Source organism: Thiohalophilus sp. (assembly GCF_034521165.1).
Classification (GTDB): Bacteria; Pseudomonadota; Gammaproteobacteria; order UBA6429; family Thiohalophilaceae; genus Thiohalophilus.
The window spans coordinates 110,939-125,088 of record NZ_JAXHMV010000014.1 but is presented as its reverse complement, the minus strand read 5'-3'; the positions used below and the strand labels follow the sequence as shown (position 1 = coordinate 125,088).

Here is a 14,150-nt window from a genome sequence, read left to right as displayed (position 1 = left end):
GAATGGGCGCTACAGGCCATACCGGTGGAGCAGACAATGGCGGATATCCAACAACTCTGGCAACAATACTTCCCTGAACTGGCAACGGACGATACCCCGGTGATGCAGTCCTTGCGCGAGCACGCCGGGCTGGCACGGCTGCCGGCGGGGCAGCCTGTGTTTCATGTCGGCAATGCCTGTGAGCAATACCTGCTGGTGGTTGCCGGCTCGGTACGCGTGCGGATGATCACCGAAAGCGGTCGTGAAGCCGTGCTGTACCGGGTTGGTCCCGGTCAGACCTGTATCCTCACCACGTCCTGCCTGCTCGCGGGTGAACACTATCCGGCGGAAGGGATCACCGACACCGAGGTCGAAGCCCTGACCCTGCGTCGGCGCGAATTCGAAACGGGACTGGAAGGGTCGGCCACCTTTCGCCGCTTTGTCTTCGCCAGCCTGGGCCAACGCCTGGCTGACGTGATCCGGCGCATCGATGAAGTGGCTTTCCAGTCAGTGGAACGCCGTCTGGCTCGCTATCTGCTGGCGCATGCCGATTCGCAAGGGCACTTGCATGTTACTCATCAGGATCTCGCCAGCGAACTGGGCAGTGCCCGGGAAGTGGTCTCCCGGCACCTGAAGCGTCTGGAAGGCCGGGGCCTGCTGCGCCTGCAGCGTTCCAGTATCACCCTGGTACAACACGACAGCCTGGAGACATTGGCGCAACACGCTGTGTGACAATGTCACTGAAATCGCCCACCGATTACCGCATGCTGTTAATCACAGGTTTATTGACACAGGAGAAGCGGTAATGAGCATAAATGAAGGTGGTGTGGATCGCGGAATTCGGGTTATTGCCGGTCTGGTACTGATCGGACTGACCCTGGCGGGCAGTATCGGTCCCTGGGGCTGGATTGGCGTAGTCCCCCTGGCAACCGGCCTGATAGGCTGGTGTCCGGCCTATTCACTGCTGGGGATCAAGACCTGCAAGGTCAAATAACTGGCCTTGTCATACCGGGAGCCGGCATGATGCCGGCTCTTTGTTTTTCGGTATCCCGTAATGTTGATCCGATATAGTGAAACGGTATCGGGCATCCAGCTTATTCAAAATGATCGCCCTGCGGGCGAGCTAAATCTCGAAAGCGCTGACCCGCCAGCGCGCCTCGGGTTCATTTCTTTGTCACGCGACAAAGAAACGAACCAAAGAAAACGCGCCCGAAAGACACCGCCGGTTCAGCCATTTCCAATGGCTGAACCGGTCCCCCTGCGCTTCTCGCTCCAGTCGGGCTCGCCAGACGGCACGTCCCTGTGCCGACTGGCGAGTGGCGGCATCCCTGCCGCCACCCTTCGGGCTGGTCCTCCTTTCGCTGCGATGCTCGGCGGCGTCTAACGGGATAAAAACAGGCTAGCGGCAATTCGGGAAATCCTGATGTTGTATGAAATTCGAGTGTCCTGCATCGAAAAATCGGGAAATGCTTGCTAGGATTAGAGAATGATTTCGGCGCCTATTGGATACGAGCAGCAAGCTTCAGACTTGCGGGACTGAAGAAATGAAAGACAGTGCGAGATATGCAAAGATCGTCGAGTGGTCGGAAGAAGATCAATGCTATGTCGGCAGCGCCCCCGGATTGATTTTTGGCGGCTGCCACGGTGAGGATGAAAAACAGGTCTTCGAGGAATTATGCCAGATCGTCGAAGAAGCAATAGAACTGTATCGCAAAGACAACAAACCTCTACCGCCACCGACTTCCGGGCATGACCTGGCCAACAGGTTACAAAACATCGCATAACAAGCTGAGTAGGGTTCTAGTCAGGCTAGAATCAGGTATAATATTTATGAAAGAATAGATGCCCAGATTTGATGTGGCATAAGAACAATTACGCCGTAGATTTCCACCGTCACGCCTTTCTGGATTTCCTGCAGCGCGGCGAAAATAACCATAACAGTATCAAATTTGGCATTTAGCGAATTCGAAAAAAGGAAATACGAGAAGCTGGTCGGTGATTATGTGGAAAAGCACCGTCCACCACCGCACGTCCGTAAAGAGCTGGATTTGTCATTTCGAATAGAAGGGCAAAGTATTGAGTTATTTGAAATCCGCCCGTTATGGGATAACCCAAATGAACGTATTGAAGAGCCGGTAGCGAAAGCAACATACATAAAAAGACAAGACACCTGGAAAATCTACTGGCAACGCGCCGATCTGAAATGGCATCGCTACGACCCAGCTCCTGAAGCTAAAAGACTCGAAGAATTCCTGAAAATCGTGGAACAAGACGAGTATTCATGTTTTTATGGATAGAAAGAACCATCCAATGAATCCAGGGTGGAGGGTGGCCTAACTATTTCTATTAAACGACAGTATGTAGAAAAGTGATAGATTTATTTTCCCCTGCGAATATTGGGGACAGTATACCTATTACTCTATGTAGACCAGGACCTAGCGGCTAGCCCCTAGCTGTGTAACCTCATAAGGTTGTTCACGGAAAATCCCAGTCGACTGATAGGCGGTTGGTAATCCAGACTCGCGTGAGGCCGATGCCAGTTGTACTGATGCAACCACGCCGACAGATGCTGCTCCCGCTGGTCTGAGCTGGCGTAAGCCCGGGCATAGGCCCACTCGCGCAACGCGGTTTGAATGAACCGTTCGGCCTTGCCGTTGGTGCGCGGACTGTAGGGCCGCGTCCGGCGGTGTGTCAGTCCCAGGCGTTGGCACAGTCGCGCAAAGCGTCGGGATTGGTAACAGGCCCCGTTGTCGGTCAACACCTGCTTGAAGTGGATCCCGAGGTGGGCATAGTAACGCACCGCCGCCAGCAAGGCCCGGCAGGCGCTTTGGCCGGTCTCATCGGGGTAAATCGTGCTAAAGGCCACCCGCGAGTGGTCATCGATGGCCACATGCACATACTCCCAACCGGCGCCGCGACTTTTGCGCTGCCGTTCCCCGGTGATCCGATGCCCGGGGCGGACAAAGCGGCCCAGCTTCTTGATATCCAGATGTAACAGGTCCCCCGGTGCCGCGTGCTCGTAGCGATTATCGGGCCGGCCCGGCGCCAATGCCCCGAGGCGGCGATTGAGTCCTTCACGTTGGAGCAGTCGGGCGACCGTGCTATGGCCGAGGTTCAGGGCCTGGGCAATTTGACGGTAGGTCTGGCGTTGGCGGCGGCGTTCGATGATCTGGGCACGGACCGGCTCGGCGGTCGCTCGGGGACTGGCGTGGGGCCGGGAAGAGCGGTCCCGCAAACCGACTTCTCCTTCGTCACGAAAACGGGCCAACCACTTATAGACCGTGCGGGGACTGACGCCGGCGGCCTGGGCCGCTTCGGTGGGACGCAGCCCCTCTTCGAGCACACGTTGAACCAAAAGGGCTCGACCTTGAGGCGTTAATCGGGCATTTTTATGAATGTTCATCCGGGACTCCTGGAAGGTTGGTTTGTTCACACCTCCATTCTTCCGGGATCGTTCCGGATGAACAACCTATTGAGAGATCACACCTAGCTCCTGATCCTCAGGCGGCTTCCTTCTCCGCCAGTGTCGCCAGCAGGGTGTTGAGTTCGATGAACCGGTCTTCGGTCTCGGGCAGTTCCTTGTTGATGCGCAGTTTCTCGCCGCCATCCAGTTTGTATTGATCCGGGTGTGACTGGATCAGTTGAATAATCCGCGTGGGATCGATATCGGGCTGTTCGACGAACAGGATGCGGCCGCCTTCTTCGCCCAGTTCGATCTTGCGGATACCCAGCGGCAGGGCTTTGAGTTTGAGTTCGGTGACGGCGAACAGGTTTTTGACTTCCTCGGGCAGCAGGCCGAAGCGGTCGATCATTTCCACTTGCAGATCCTTGAGCTCCTGCGAGTCAGCGGCGTTGGCGATGCGCTTGTAGAGGATCAGGCGCTCGTGGATGTCGGGCAGGTAGTCGTTGGGGATCAGGGCCGGGCAGTACAGGTTGATCTCGGCGCCGTGGTTGAGGGGTTTGTCCAGCTGGGGCTCGTGGCCTTCTTTTAATGCCTTGACCGCGCGCTCCAGCAGTTCGGTGTACATGTGATAGCCGATTTCCATCATCTGGCCGCTTTGCTCGTCGCCCAGCAGTTCGCCGGCGCCGCGGATCTCCAGATCGTGGGTGGCCAGGGTGAAGCCGGTGCCCAGGGTCTGGATCGATTCGATGGCTTCCAGTCGTTTTTGCGCGTCCTGGCTCATGGCCCGGCGCGAGGGCGTAATCAGATAGGCGTAGGCGCGATGATGGGAGCGGCCGACGCGACCGCGCAGCTGGTAGAGCTGGGCCAGGCCGAAGCGATCGGCGCGGTTGATGACGATGGTGTTGGCCGAGGGGATGTCGATGCCGGTTTCGATGATGGTGGTGCAGACCAGAATATTGAAGCGCTGGTGATAGAAGTCGGACATCACCTGTTCAAGATCGCGCTCGCGCATCTGGCCGTGGGCGTGGCGAATGCTCGCCTCGGGAACCAGCTCGGCCAGCTTGCTGACCTGCTTTTCGATGGTCTCGATGTCGTTGTGCAGAAAATAGACCTGCCCGCCGCGGCGGATCTCGCGCAGGCAGGCTTCCTGGATCAACCCGTCCTGCCATTCGCTGACGAAAGTCTTGATCGCCAGACGCCGCGCCGGCGGGGTGGCGATGATGGACAGGTCGCGCATGCCGGACATGGCCATGTTCAGGGTGCGCGGGATCGGCGTGGCGGTCAGGGTCAGCACATCCACCTCCGAACGCAGCGCCTTGAACTTGTCCTTCTGGCGTACGCCGAAGCGGTGTTCCTCGTCGATGATCACCAGGCCCAGATTCTGGTATTGCACATCGCCTTGCAGCAGCTTGTGGGTGCCGATGATGATATCCACCTTGCCGGCCTCGAGATCGCGCATGATGGCCTGTTGCTGTTTGGTACTGACAAACCGGGACAGCGCCTCGACCCGCACCGGCCAGTCGGCAAATCTGTCACGGAAGTTCTCCAGATGCTGCTGGGTGAGCAGGGTGGTCGGCGCCAGGACCGCCACCTGCCTGCCGTCCTGCACGGCGATGAATGCGGCGCGCATGGCGACCTCGGTCTTGCCGAAGCCGACATCGCCGCAGACCAGGTGATCCATGGGCTGATCGGCGCGCATGCTTTCGATGACGTTGTCGATGGCCTGTTGCTGATCGGGCGTCTCTTCAAAGGGAAAGCCGGCGGCGAAGGCGCGATAGTGCGCCTCGTCGATATGATAGGCGTAACCGTGACGGGCCGCGCGCCGGGCATAGATGTCCAGCAGTTCGGCGGCCACGTCGCGCACCCGTTCGGCGGCCTTGCGCCGCGCCTTCTCCCACTGGCCGCTGCCCAGCTTGTGCAGCGGGGCGGTCTCCGGCGAGGCGCCGGTGTAGCGGCTGATCAGATGCAATGAGCTGACCGGCACATAGAGCTTGTCGGCGCCGGCGTATTCCAGGGTCAGAAACTCGGTGTCCTGGCCGTTGAGCTGCAGCGTCTGCAGCCCCTTGTAGCGGCCCACGCCGTAATCCTCGTGGACCACCGGCGCGTCGACGGTCAGTTCGGCCAGGTTGCGAACAATCGCGTCGCTGTCGCGATCGCTTTGCTTGCGCCGGCGCCGTTGCTGTACCTGCTGGCCGAACAGCTGGGTTTCTGCGATCACCGCCAGCGCCGGATCGTTCAGCAGCAGGCCCTGATCCAGCGGCGCGACGGTGATGGCCAGCCGTTCGTCGCTGTCGACAAACTGCTGCCAGCTGTCCACCTCGCGCGGGCGGATGTGATAGTGGCCCAGCAGATCCAGGATGTATTCGCGCCGGCCGGTGGTCTCGGCAGCGAACAGAGCGCGACCGGGGAAGGTGTCCAGAAACTGCCTGAGCTGGCGGGCCGGCTCGGCGGCGCGCACGTCCAGATTGAGCGGCGGCGGCGCTTCGGTGGCGAACTGGACGGCGCTGTCTTCTTCGAACTTGAAGTTTTGCAGTGCGACCCGCGGGTGCTGTTTCAGGCCCGCGAACAGCTCCGGCACCGGCAGGAACAGCTCGCTCGGGCTGAGCAGCGGGCGTTCCTGATCGTGGCGCAGCTGCTCGTAACGCTGGCCGACCTCGGTCCAGAAGCCCTCGGCGGCTTCCTCGAGTTGCGCTTCGCCCAGGAACAGGGTCGCCTGCGGCAGGTAGTCGAACAGGGTCGCCATCCGTTCGTGAAACAGCGGCAGATAGTACTCGATGCCGGCGCTGGCCAGCCCCTCGCTCACATCCCGGTAGACCCGGGCCTTTTGCGGATCGCCCTCGAAACGGGCCCGGAAGGCCTGACGGAAGCGGGAGATGGCCTCCTTGTGCAGCGGGTACTCGTGGGCCGGTAACAGGCGCACCTGTTCGACCTTGTCGGTGGAGCGCTGGGTCTCGGGATCGAACAGGCGGATGCTTTCGATCTCGTCATCGAACAGCTCGATACGATAGGGCACCTCGCTGCCCATGGGAAACAGATCGAGAATGTTGCCGCGCACCGCGAATTCGCCGTGTTCCATGACCGCCGAGACGCACTGGTAGCCGGCCGATTCCAGGCGCCGGCGCATTTCATCCAGTTGCAGGGTCTGGCCGCGATCCAGCATCAGGGTGTTGGCCTGCAGATACTCGGGCGGCGGCAGGCGATGCATCAGGGTCTGGACCGGAATCAGCAGGATGCCCTGCGGCATGTCGGGCAGGTGATACAGGCTGGTCAGGCGCCCGGAGATGATGTCCTGATGCGGCGAGAACACATCGTAGGGCAGGGTTTCCCAGTCGGGGAAATTGAGAATCGGCAGATCGGTGTCGGCCAGATAAAAGCGCAGCGCATATTCCAGGCGCTGGGCGGCGGCCGTGTCGGCGGCGATGACCACCAGCGGCCCGGTATGCTCACGGGCCGCCCGGGCGATGACCAGCGCCGGGCTGTTGCCATACAGTTGCCCCCAGCGGGACAGCTCGCCGGCCCGCCCGGGCAGCGGCGGATGAAACGGATTACACAGGGAGACGTCTGACATGCGAACGGTTGGCGGCTGACCACGGCGAAAACAGGGTGGTCATTTTAGCGGGATCGGCCGCGGATGTGAAAACTATCGGCGGCCTTCCCGGCAGGGATTCAGCGAATTTCGTCGATAGAGAGCTTTTTATCCATGATATTGGGGGTGATCAGCCCGTAGCCCTGTTGCTGCCAGTGCACCAGTTCGGTGATGGCCGACGGGGCCAGTTTGATGAAATCCTGGAAGTCGTCGGTGTGGTAATCGTAATCCTTGGCCGCCAGGCCGCAGACGATGAACTCCACGCCCAGCTGGTCGTAATATTTCATGCGTTCGACCGCGTCCCGGTACTTTTCATAATTGTGTTTGGCGACCGTGACAATTTCGGTGCCGTGAATGACCACCTTGATGCTCATGAATTCGGGCGAAAAGTTATACGGCGCCTCGCCCAGCGGATTGATATAGGAGCGCACCCAGTACAGGGCCGAGTTGATCTTCTCCGGGTGATCGAAATAGAAATCGAACACCACTTTGGGATCTTCATAGGGCGTTTTGACAATTTCCCCGCTATGTGCAGGGCTATAGAACAGCAACAGGGTGAATAACAGAACCAGTGGACGGGTCATGGCGGCACTCCTTTAACGGGGCCTTTACCCAGTATAGAAGAGACAGGGCCGAGTCACGAGGTACGAGTGCCGAGTAAAAGCGCTGTTAACAGAAATAATTATGTCTTGCTATCTGTAGTGTTATTGGTCGAGCAAGCAATGTAAATACTTTTGTTGAGTAAAAGAAAAGGGCCGGGGAGAGAAATAAAAATTCCTCGTCCCTCGGCCCTCGTCACTCGTCCCTGTGTTTTCAGAAGTCCAGATAAACCCCAAGGAAGGGACCGTCGAATTTCATGTTGGCATAGACATCATCCAGATCGTCCAGCTCCATTTCCAGCGAACGGTAACCGGCTTCGATGCCGAGCAAGTAGCTGGTGGTGTAGCTGACCCGCGCGGTGACGTCGGTGAGGCTGCTGTCGCCGATGTCCAGCGCGTTGCCTTCCACACGGAATTCCAGCCCCGGCCACGGGGTGACGCCCACACCGAGATAACCCATCGGGACGATGCCGTCGAAGCTGTTGTTCACAGTATCGCTACCACTGGTCAGGGTCGCTTCGGCATCGACCATCTTGGCGGTGAGGCCGAAGTCGAAGCTGACCACGTTGTCCAGCAGCTGCCAGTAGAGGGTGACGTCGGTGTGATCCAGCACCAGTTCCGATGTGATCGGCTGGGATTGAGAAAAGGTTGTACCACCATAGTCAAATGTGGAGTTGATGGTCCCGGAGCCACTGCTGGTCAGGTTGGTCTGCATGACCTTGATGTTGGGAATCAGCGGCACCGGATGCTCGACCAGCGCATAAAAATAACCTTCCTTGTCATCCTCCAGATTGAGATCGTTCTTGAGGTCGGCGTTGTGACTGCTGTTAGTGGTCTGATAACGGATATGGCCGCTGGGATCGTGATCCCACATGCCGGCGCCGAAGCGGGCACCGATGAAGTCGGCGAAGGCCGGTGAGCCCATCGCCAGGGCGGGCAGGGCAATGGCAAGTTGGCGTAACAACATAGTGATCGTCCTTTTTCTTGAATAATGAGTGAATTCTTGGCTGATATAGTCGCCATTATTGTCTTATCGGCGCATGATGCAAGGGCTTTATCCCCGATTTGTGCCGGGCGCCCGGGTTCGGAGCGGGCCGCTCACTGGCGCAACGTCAGGATATTGTCTTTCTGGTTCAGCTCCAGCTGTTTGAGAAAGCTCATCCCGAGCAGGATTTCATCGCCGCTCACATTGGGATTGATGGAGGCGGGCAGATCGGTCAGCCGGATATGCCCCAGGCTGACGCTGTCGAGGCGGGTGGCATAGCCCCGGGCCAGGCCGTTGGCGGTCTGGAAGGTGACCTGGCGACCGCGCTCCAGCCCCAGGCGGTTGGCGACATTTTCGGGGATGGCGATATCGGTGGCGCCGGTATCGAGCAAAAAGGTCACTTCCTGACCGTTGATCTTGCCGTTGGCGACATAGTGACCATAGCGGTTCTGTTTCAGCACCACTTCCCGGCTGCCGTCGGCCGCCTGGCGCTGCACCACCTGCTGGTTGGGGTTTTGCTGATCGCCCAGGTACTTGTCGAAAAACAGGGTCAGCAGGGCCAGCAGCACCAGCCACATGGCGAACACCATGCTTTTGCCGATTTTGCGTTGCTGTTGTTCGGGTGAATTCATCTCACTATCCTGTTACGACGTTCCGGCAGGTTGTCCTTTCGAGTACACACAGCACCGAAACATTGTGTACACCGACCAGAGACCAGGCTCTCGCAGAGGCGCAAAGCACGCTGAGCATGATTGATATCAGATTACTTTGCGCCGTGGCGTCTCTGCGAGAGATAAGCTTTTTCCTTCTACTGCAACCAGGCCAGACCACGAAAAAAACCGCGCTGTGACGGGCGCTTTTGATTATTTGCGGTCGCTATAGCGCAATAACAAGTCGTCGTAGGCGTCGATGCGTCGATCACGCAGATAGGGCCACAGGCGCCGGACGCTGTCGCTGCGGGCCAGGTCGAGCTCGGTGATCAGCCGCTGCTCCTCGTCGGCCGGGGCTTCGGCCAGGATTTCCCCCTGCGGGCCGGCGATGAAGCTGTGGCCCCAGAACCGGATCCGATCGCCGGTCACGGGGTCGGTCTCCACGCCGGTGCGGTTACAGGCCAGCACCGGCAGGCCGTTGGCCACCGCGTGCGCGCGCTGGCTGAGCTGCCAGGCCTCGAGCTGGCGCTGCTGTTCTTCGGCAGAGTCGTTCTCGTCCCAGCCAATGGCAGTGGGATAGAGCAGCAACTCGGCCCCGGCCAGCGCCATCAGCCGGGCCGCCTCGGGGAACCATTGATCCCAGCAGACCAGCACGCCGAGTCGCCCGACCGAGGTGTCGATGGGGGTAAAGCCGAGATCGCCCGGGGTGAAATAGAACTTCTCGTAATAACCGGGATCGTCGGGAATGTGCATCTTGCGATAGATCCCGGCAATGCGGCCGTCGGCTTCCAGGACGACCGCGGTATTGTGATACAGCCCGGCAGCGCGTTTTTCGAACAGCGAGGCGACGATCACCACTTTCAGTTCCGCCGCCAGGGCACCGAGCTGCTCGGTGGTCGGGCCGGGGATCGGCTCGGCCAGATCGAACAGCGCCGGATCCTCGCGCTGGCAGAAATAGGGGCCGGTATGCAGTTCCTGTAACAGGATCAGTCTGGCGCCGGCGCCGGCGGCCTCGCGAATGCCGGCCCCGGAGGCCTGCAGATTGGCCTGGCGGTCGGCAGCGCAGCGTTGCTGGATCAGGGCGGTTTTCAGAGGCTGGGTCATCGTTCGTTTCCTGGAGAGCCGGTTGTGAGTTTAACAAGCCCCGCAGGGCAAAGGATATACGTTGTTACCGCGACTGTTTATACTGCCCGGACAGTGAGTACATCAATACCGGGGAAGGGGGAAGCATGAAACAGTGGCTGTTGATCGGTCTGGCGTTATTACTGGCGGCCTGTAATACCACGCCGAGTGAACTGGAGGACCTGGATAAGGTCCTGCGCGCCTACGAGCACAGCATGCGCTGGTCGCGCCTGGAGCTGGCGGTACAGTACTACAAGGATCCCCCCGAACTGAGCCAACGACAGAAAAAACGGCTCAGGGATATCAAGGTCACCGGCTACAAGGTGCTTACCGTCAATGCCACCAACGACCGAAGCGGTGCAGATGGTGGAAATGCGTTATTTCAATACCAATAATAATATCGTTCGGGAAATCACCGATTCCCAGATCTGGGAATATGATAAGGAAACCGAACGCTGGGCATTAACCTCAGAATTTCCCGAGTTTAAATAAAGCCCCGTTATCTGGCGCTGTCGAAAGTATTCCAGCCCTCGATTTCAATCAGCAATTCTTTACGGCAGATGTCGGCCTGCAGATAGAGCAGGGGACAGGTGCTGCCGAAACGTTGTTGCAGATGATCCCGAACCAGCGTGTAATCTTCGCCCCGGCGCAGGTAGATCTTGAGCAGGCTCAGGTTATCGAGCTTGTCTTTGAGTGTCGGACATTGTTGCCGGGCATGGGTTAATAAATGTTCGATGTTATCCAGTGTCAGTTGTAGCTGGCTCTGTATATCGTCCTTTCCCCGGCTTTCGTGGCCACGGATACTGGCCGTTCCCGACAGATAAAACTGTGTGCTGTCCGGCCAGTGTTTGACCGTGGCGCGGGAAAATGACGGGCTCCTGGGTGAATAGCAGGCCGGATAGTGAAATGCGCTGACCTGCAAGGGATTTTCGATCTGCAGCGGAGGTTCGTGCGCGGCGATGAAGTAGATAACAAATCCGGCACCGGTAGTGCCCAGCGCACTGGCCGCTGGCAGGCGCGTTTCATACTCGGGCTCTGTCGCCAGTGCAATATGCCGGCCAGTGCAAAAAAGCTGATAGCGCTCCACACCATCATCGAGGCCGACGATATCCGGCAAATAGTTCCACATGCGCAACGGGTAGGGATAACCCTGCCTGCTCAGATGTTCGAGGATCAGCATATAGGCATCCTGCGTTGCCTGTTCCAGTCCCTCGCACTCATCCACCTGCAGGGCGCCGAACATAAAAATGCCATTGTGTAACAGTTGTAACGGCCCGACCTGTTCCTGCTGCATCGGCCGATCGCTGTGCCATATCTCGAAAATGTGTTGCTGTTCACCGAGTACCGGCATCGCTATATCGATACTCAGAAGCCCCTCTGTGGTGCGTGCAATACAGCTGCTGTCAGCTCCGTAGCGAATAACGGCGAACGCTTGTGTTTCACTGTTTTTGTTTGCCGGGTCGGACGGTGCAGGGTTGTAATTGATGGATAAAAGTGACATGAGTCGGGTCGTTACGGCGTCGCCATGCTGTGCGAGAGAGATAATTGAATACTGACATAAATTATATATAATCGGGCGGCCGTGGGCCAGATGACAAGCGGCTTTGCGCCTTGCCATCGCCGTTGACACTAAATAAGAAAAATAATCATGAACTACCCTCCTGGGAATTGTCTTTAACAGGATAACGAGAATGCCAAAGTTACACATCGCATCGCGTGTCGGAGTGCGCAACCTGATGTTCATCCGCCAGGTGCGGGCCGCTCGTGGCCGTCGGCCTTTTCCTCTCGCCGGCCATGTCCCGTTTTGTTGCCGGGTTCCGATTGCCCGTTGCGTGAGTTAGACGTGGCGTGCCGTGCTTCGTCATTGCTGGTGATAGCCTATCCGGTTGCAGTGCATTACGGGGTGATCACGGGGCGTTTTCTTCCGGCGATCGTGGCGCTGGCGGTGCTGGCCGGCGTATTGGCGGGGTGGCGTGCGCAGGGGTTTCGCTATTTGCCCGCCCTGTTGGCGGCGACGTTAATCATCCTGCCCGGGTTGATGCTGCAGGATCGTTTCGAGCTGCTGATCTGGCCACCTTTGTTGTTTTACTTTGGTTTCGCAACTGTTTTCGCCCTGAGCCTGTTACCCGAGCGCGAGCCGCTGGTGACACGCTTTGCTCGCCTGCTGGATGGCGAACCGGATATGGCCGTGCGGCGCTACACCCGGAATGTCACTCTGGCGTGGGCCCTGTTTTTGAGCTTGTTGGGCGTCATTAGCGTATTGCTGGCTTGCTGTGCCAGTCGTCAGTGGTGGTCGCTGTTTACCAATCTGCTGGGGTATCTGCTGGTGTTGTTATTTTTTCTTGCCGAGTTTGTCTTGCGCCGGCGGCGCTTTCCGCAGCGAGCGCAATACAGTTTTATTGATTTCCTGCGTGCTATGGCGCGACTGGGTTCCCGCGGTGGCTGGAAATGAGCCAGCAGTTGCCGCTGACAATACATGCCCCCGGGGCGATCATCGCCTGGCATCAGGGGCAGGCGATAACGACGCAGGAATTTCTCGCGCAGGCACTGGCACTGGCGCAACGCCTGCCAGAGGCTTCACATGCCGTGAATTTATGTGAGGACCGTTATGCTTTTTTGCTGGCGTTCGCCGCGCTGTTGATCCGGAGACAGCTGTGCCTGTTACCGCCCAACCGTGCCACCGGCGTGGTCCACGCGGTGGCGGCGGAGTATCCGGGCAGTTATTGTCTGGTCGATCAGCCCTGCGCGGAACTGGCACTGAATCAGTTTGTTGTAACGCCGCCGTTCGGGGCCCGGGGCAGCAACAACGTTCCGCTGATTGATGCCAATCAGCAAGCGCTGGTGATCTTTACTTCCGGCAGTACCGGCACACCCCGTCCGTATGGCAAATACTGGGGCGATCTGGTGCGCGGGGCCGAGCTGGCCGCGCGGCGTTTTAATCTGGAACGCTTTACCGGCGGCACGCTGGTTGCCACGGTACCGCCACAACATATGTACGGTCTGGAAGCGACCATTTTATTCGCATTACATTCGCCGCTGGCGGTACATGGGGGACGGCCGTTTTACCCGGAGGATGTACGCCAGGCGTTGTTGCAGGTCTCGGCACCCCGATTGCTTATTACCACCCCGGTGCATTTACGAGCCTGTGTAGGCGCCTCGCTGGCATGGCCGCCGATGAGCCTGGTTATTTCGGCCACGGCGCCGTTATCCACCGATCTGGCGGCCGAGGCAGAGAGCCATTTTGGGTGTCCGGTGCACGAGATTTACGGCTCGACCGAAACCGGCGCGATCGCCAGTCGGCATACTTTGACCGAACCAGTATGGCGTCCCTACGACAGCGTCCATCTGCAGTGTGTGGATGGTCGTTGCCAGGTGGAGGCCGATTTTCTGCCTCAGGCAATGCCATTGAATGATATTATTGAATCCCGGGCAGCGGGCTTCACGCTGCTGGGGCGTGACAGTGATATGATCAATATTGCCGGCAAGCGCGCGTCGCTGGCCGATCTGACCCGCCGCTTGCAGGATATCCCCGGGGTGGAAGACGGGGCTCTGTTACTGCTGGATGAAGATCGCGAACGCGGCGGCCGGATCGGTGCGCTGGTGGTCGCTCCGGCCTTGTCTGAACAGGCGATACTGGCGGCCATGGGCGAATTGATGGATGCGGTATTTATTCCGCGAACCCTCTATCGGGTACAGCGGCTGCCCCGAAATGAAACCGGCAAGTTGCCCCGTGCTGAACTGTTAGCGATGTTCGAGCGTCTGCGCCAGCGCGATACCTGAAGTCATGCGGTATTCCGCCGATACAGCCAATAGCTTTCACTTTGTA

At 58.7% G+C, this 14,150-nt stretch carries 14 protein-coding genes; 7 read left to right on the top strand and 7 right to left on the bottom strand.

Going from position 1 to position 14,150, the window contains the following annotated elements; all coding sequences use genetic code 11:
• Window positions 1–36 precede the first annotated feature (36 nt).
• From U5K34_RS13865 to U5K34_RS13850, 4 genes are all read left to right on the top strand, one after another.
• Window positions 37–711 carry a Crp/Fnr family transcriptional regulator gene (locus U5K34_RS13865; protein WP_322568993.1) on the top strand — a complete coding sequence of 225 codons (675 nt, stop codon included), beginning with the start codon at window positions 37–39 and terminating at the stop codon, window positions 709–711.
• A gap of 73 nt (window positions 712–784) precedes the next feature.
• Complete coding sequence (locus U5K34_RS13860; RefSeq protein ID WP_322568992.1) at window positions 785–973, top strand: DUF2892 domain-containing protein; 189 nt, start codon at window positions 785–787, stop codon at window positions 971–973.
• A 550-nt stretch (window positions 974–1,523) separates the two neighbouring features.
• Window positions 1,524–1,763: a hypothetical protein gene (locus U5K34_RS13855; protein ID WP_322568991.1), complete on the top strand. Its 240-nt coding sequence runs from the start codon at window positions 1,524–1,526 to the stop codon at window positions 1,761–1,763.
• A gap of 165 nt (window positions 1,764–1,928) precedes the next feature.
• Window positions 1,929–2,276 (top strand): DUF3024 domain-containing protein, encoded by a 348-nt coding sequence (locus U5K34_RS13850; RefSeq protein WP_322568990.1) that lies wholly within the window; start codon window positions 1,929–1,931, stop codon window positions 2,274–2,276.
• 152 nt (window positions 2,277–2,428) lie between these two features.
• Here the strand turns inward: U5K34_RS13850 and U5K34_RS13845 are convergent, their stop codons facing one another.
• The 6 genes from U5K34_RS13845 to U5K34_RS13820 all read right to left on the bottom strand — a co-directional run bounded on the left by U5K34_RS13845 (window position 2,429) and on the right by U5K34_RS13820 (window position 10,306).
• Window positions 2,429–3,382: an IS481 family transposase gene (locus U5K34_RS13845; protein ID WP_322568989.1), complete on the bottom strand. Its 954-nt coding sequence runs from the start codon at window positions 3,380–3,382 to the stop codon at window positions 2,429–2,431.
• A gap of 97 nt (window positions 3,383–3,479) precedes the next feature.
• Window positions 3,480–6,950 (bottom strand): transcription-repair coupling factor, encoded by a 3,471-nt coding sequence (gene mfd / locus U5K34_RS13840; protein WP_322568988.1) that lies wholly within the window; start codon window positions 6,948–6,950, stop codon window positions 3,480–3,482.
• A 98-nt stretch (window positions 6,951–7,048) separates the two neighbouring features.
• Window positions 7,049–7,552 carry a DsrE family protein gene (locus tag U5K34_RS13835; RefSeq protein ID WP_322568987.1) on the bottom strand — a complete coding sequence of 168 codons (504 nt, stop codon included), beginning with the start codon at window positions 7,550–7,552 and terminating at the stop codon, window positions 7,049–7,051.
• Window positions 7,553–7,781: 229 nt separating this feature from the next.
• Window positions 7,782–8,534, bottom strand: coding sequence for a TIGR04219 family outer membrane beta-barrel protein (locus tag U5K34_RS13830; protein WP_322568986.1), 753 nt, complete (start codon window positions 8,532–8,534; stop codon window positions 7,782–7,784).
• A gap of 131 nt (window positions 8,535–8,665) precedes the next feature.
• Window positions 8,666–9,184: a retropepsin-like aspartic protease family protein gene (locus U5K34_RS13825; protein WP_322568985.1), complete on the bottom strand. Its 519-nt coding sequence runs from the start codon at window positions 9,182–9,184 to the stop codon at window positions 8,666–8,668.
• 231 nt (window positions 9,185–9,415) lie between these two features.
• On the bottom strand, window positions 9,416–10,306 hold the full coding sequence (locus tag U5K34_RS13820; RefSeq protein ID WP_322568984.1) for a carbon-nitrogen hydrolase: 891 nt from the start codon (window positions 10,304–10,306) through the stop codon (window positions 9,416–9,418).
• A gap of 125 nt (window positions 10,307–10,431) precedes the next feature.
• Here U5K34_RS13820 and U5K34_RS13815 point away from each other — a divergent pair, with 125 nt between their 5' ends.
• The gene (locus U5K34_RS13815; RefSeq protein WP_322568983.1) at window positions 10,432–10,719 is read left to right on the top strand and encodes a hypothetical protein; all 288 of its coding nucleotides are present in this window, start codon (window positions 10,432–10,434) and stop codon (window positions 10,717–10,719) included.
• Between the two features lie 104 nt (window positions 10,720–10,823).
• On the opposite strand, the gene U5K34_RS13810 is transcribed toward U5K34_RS13815, so the two are convergent.
• A complete protein-coding gene (locus U5K34_RS13810) occupies window positions 10,824–11,675 on the bottom strand; it encodes a hypothetical protein (RefSeq protein ID WP_322568982.1) in 852 nt (283 codons plus the stop codon).
• A 477-nt stretch (window positions 11,676–12,152) separates the two neighbouring features.
• On the opposite strand from U5K34_RS13810, the gene U5K34_RS13805 reads away from it, so the two are divergent.
• Window positions 12,153–12,776: a hypothetical protein gene (locus U5K34_RS13805; protein WP_322568981.1), complete on the top strand. Its 624-nt coding sequence runs from the start codon at window positions 12,153–12,155 to the stop codon at window positions 12,774–12,776.
• Window positions 12,773–14,104, top strand: coding sequence for an AMP-binding protein (locus U5K34_RS13800; protein ID WP_322568980.1), 1,332 nt, complete (start codon window positions 12,773–12,775; stop codon window positions 14,102–14,104). The genes U5K34_RS13805 and U5K34_RS13800 overlap by 4 nt, the downstream gene beginning before the upstream one ends.
• Window positions 14,105–14,150 lie beyond the last annotated feature (46 nt).

Bases quoted from the DNA above. Each gene is read 5' to 3' on its own strand.
- U5K34_RS13865 (WP_322568993.1), top strand. From the start codon at position 37: ATGGCGGATATCCAACAACTCTGGCAACAATACTTCCCTGAACTGGCA.
- U5K34_RS13860 (WP_322568992.1), top strand. From the start codon at position 785: ATGAGCATAAATGAAGGTGGTGTGGATCGCGGAATTCGGGTTATTGCC.
- U5K34_RS13855 (WP_322568991.1), top strand. From the start codon at position 1,524: ATGAAAGACAGTGCGAGATATGCAAAGATCGTCGAGTGGTCGGAAGAA.
- U5K34_RS13845 (WP_322568989.1), bottom strand. From the start codon at position 3,382: ATGAACATTCATAAAAATGCCCGATTAACGCCTCAAGGTCGAGCCCTT.
- mfd (WP_322568988.1), bottom strand. From the start codon at position 6,950: ATGTCAGACGTCTCCCTGTGTAATCCGTTTCATCCGCCGCTGCCCGGG.
- U5K34_RS13835 (WP_322568987.1), bottom strand. From the start codon at position 7,552: ATGACCCGTCCACTGGTTCTGTTATTCACCCTGTTGCTGTTCTATAGC.
- U5K34_RS13830 (WP_322568986.1), bottom strand. From the start codon at position 8,534: ATGTTGTTACGCCAACTTGCCATTGCCCTGCCCGCCCTGGCGATGGGC.
- U5K34_RS13825 (WP_322568985.1), bottom strand. From the start codon at position 9,184: ATGAATTCACCCGAACAACAGCAACGCAAAATCGGCAAAAGCATGGTG.
- U5K34_RS13820 (WP_322568984.1), bottom strand. From the start codon at position 10,306: ATGACCCAGCCTCTGAAAACCGCCCTGATCCAGCAACGCTGCGCTGCC.
- U5K34_RS13815 (WP_322568983.1), top strand. From the start codon at position 10,432: ATGAAACAGTGGCTGTTGATCGGTCTGGCGTTATTACTGGCGGCCTGT.
- U5K34_RS13810 (WP_322568982.1), bottom strand. From the start codon at position 11,675: ATGCCGGTACTCGGTGAACAGCAACACATTTTCGAGATATGGCACAGC.
- U5K34_RS13800 (WP_322568980.1), top strand. From the start codon at position 12,773: ATGAGCCAGCAGTTGCCGCTGACAATACATGCCCCCGGGGCGATCATC.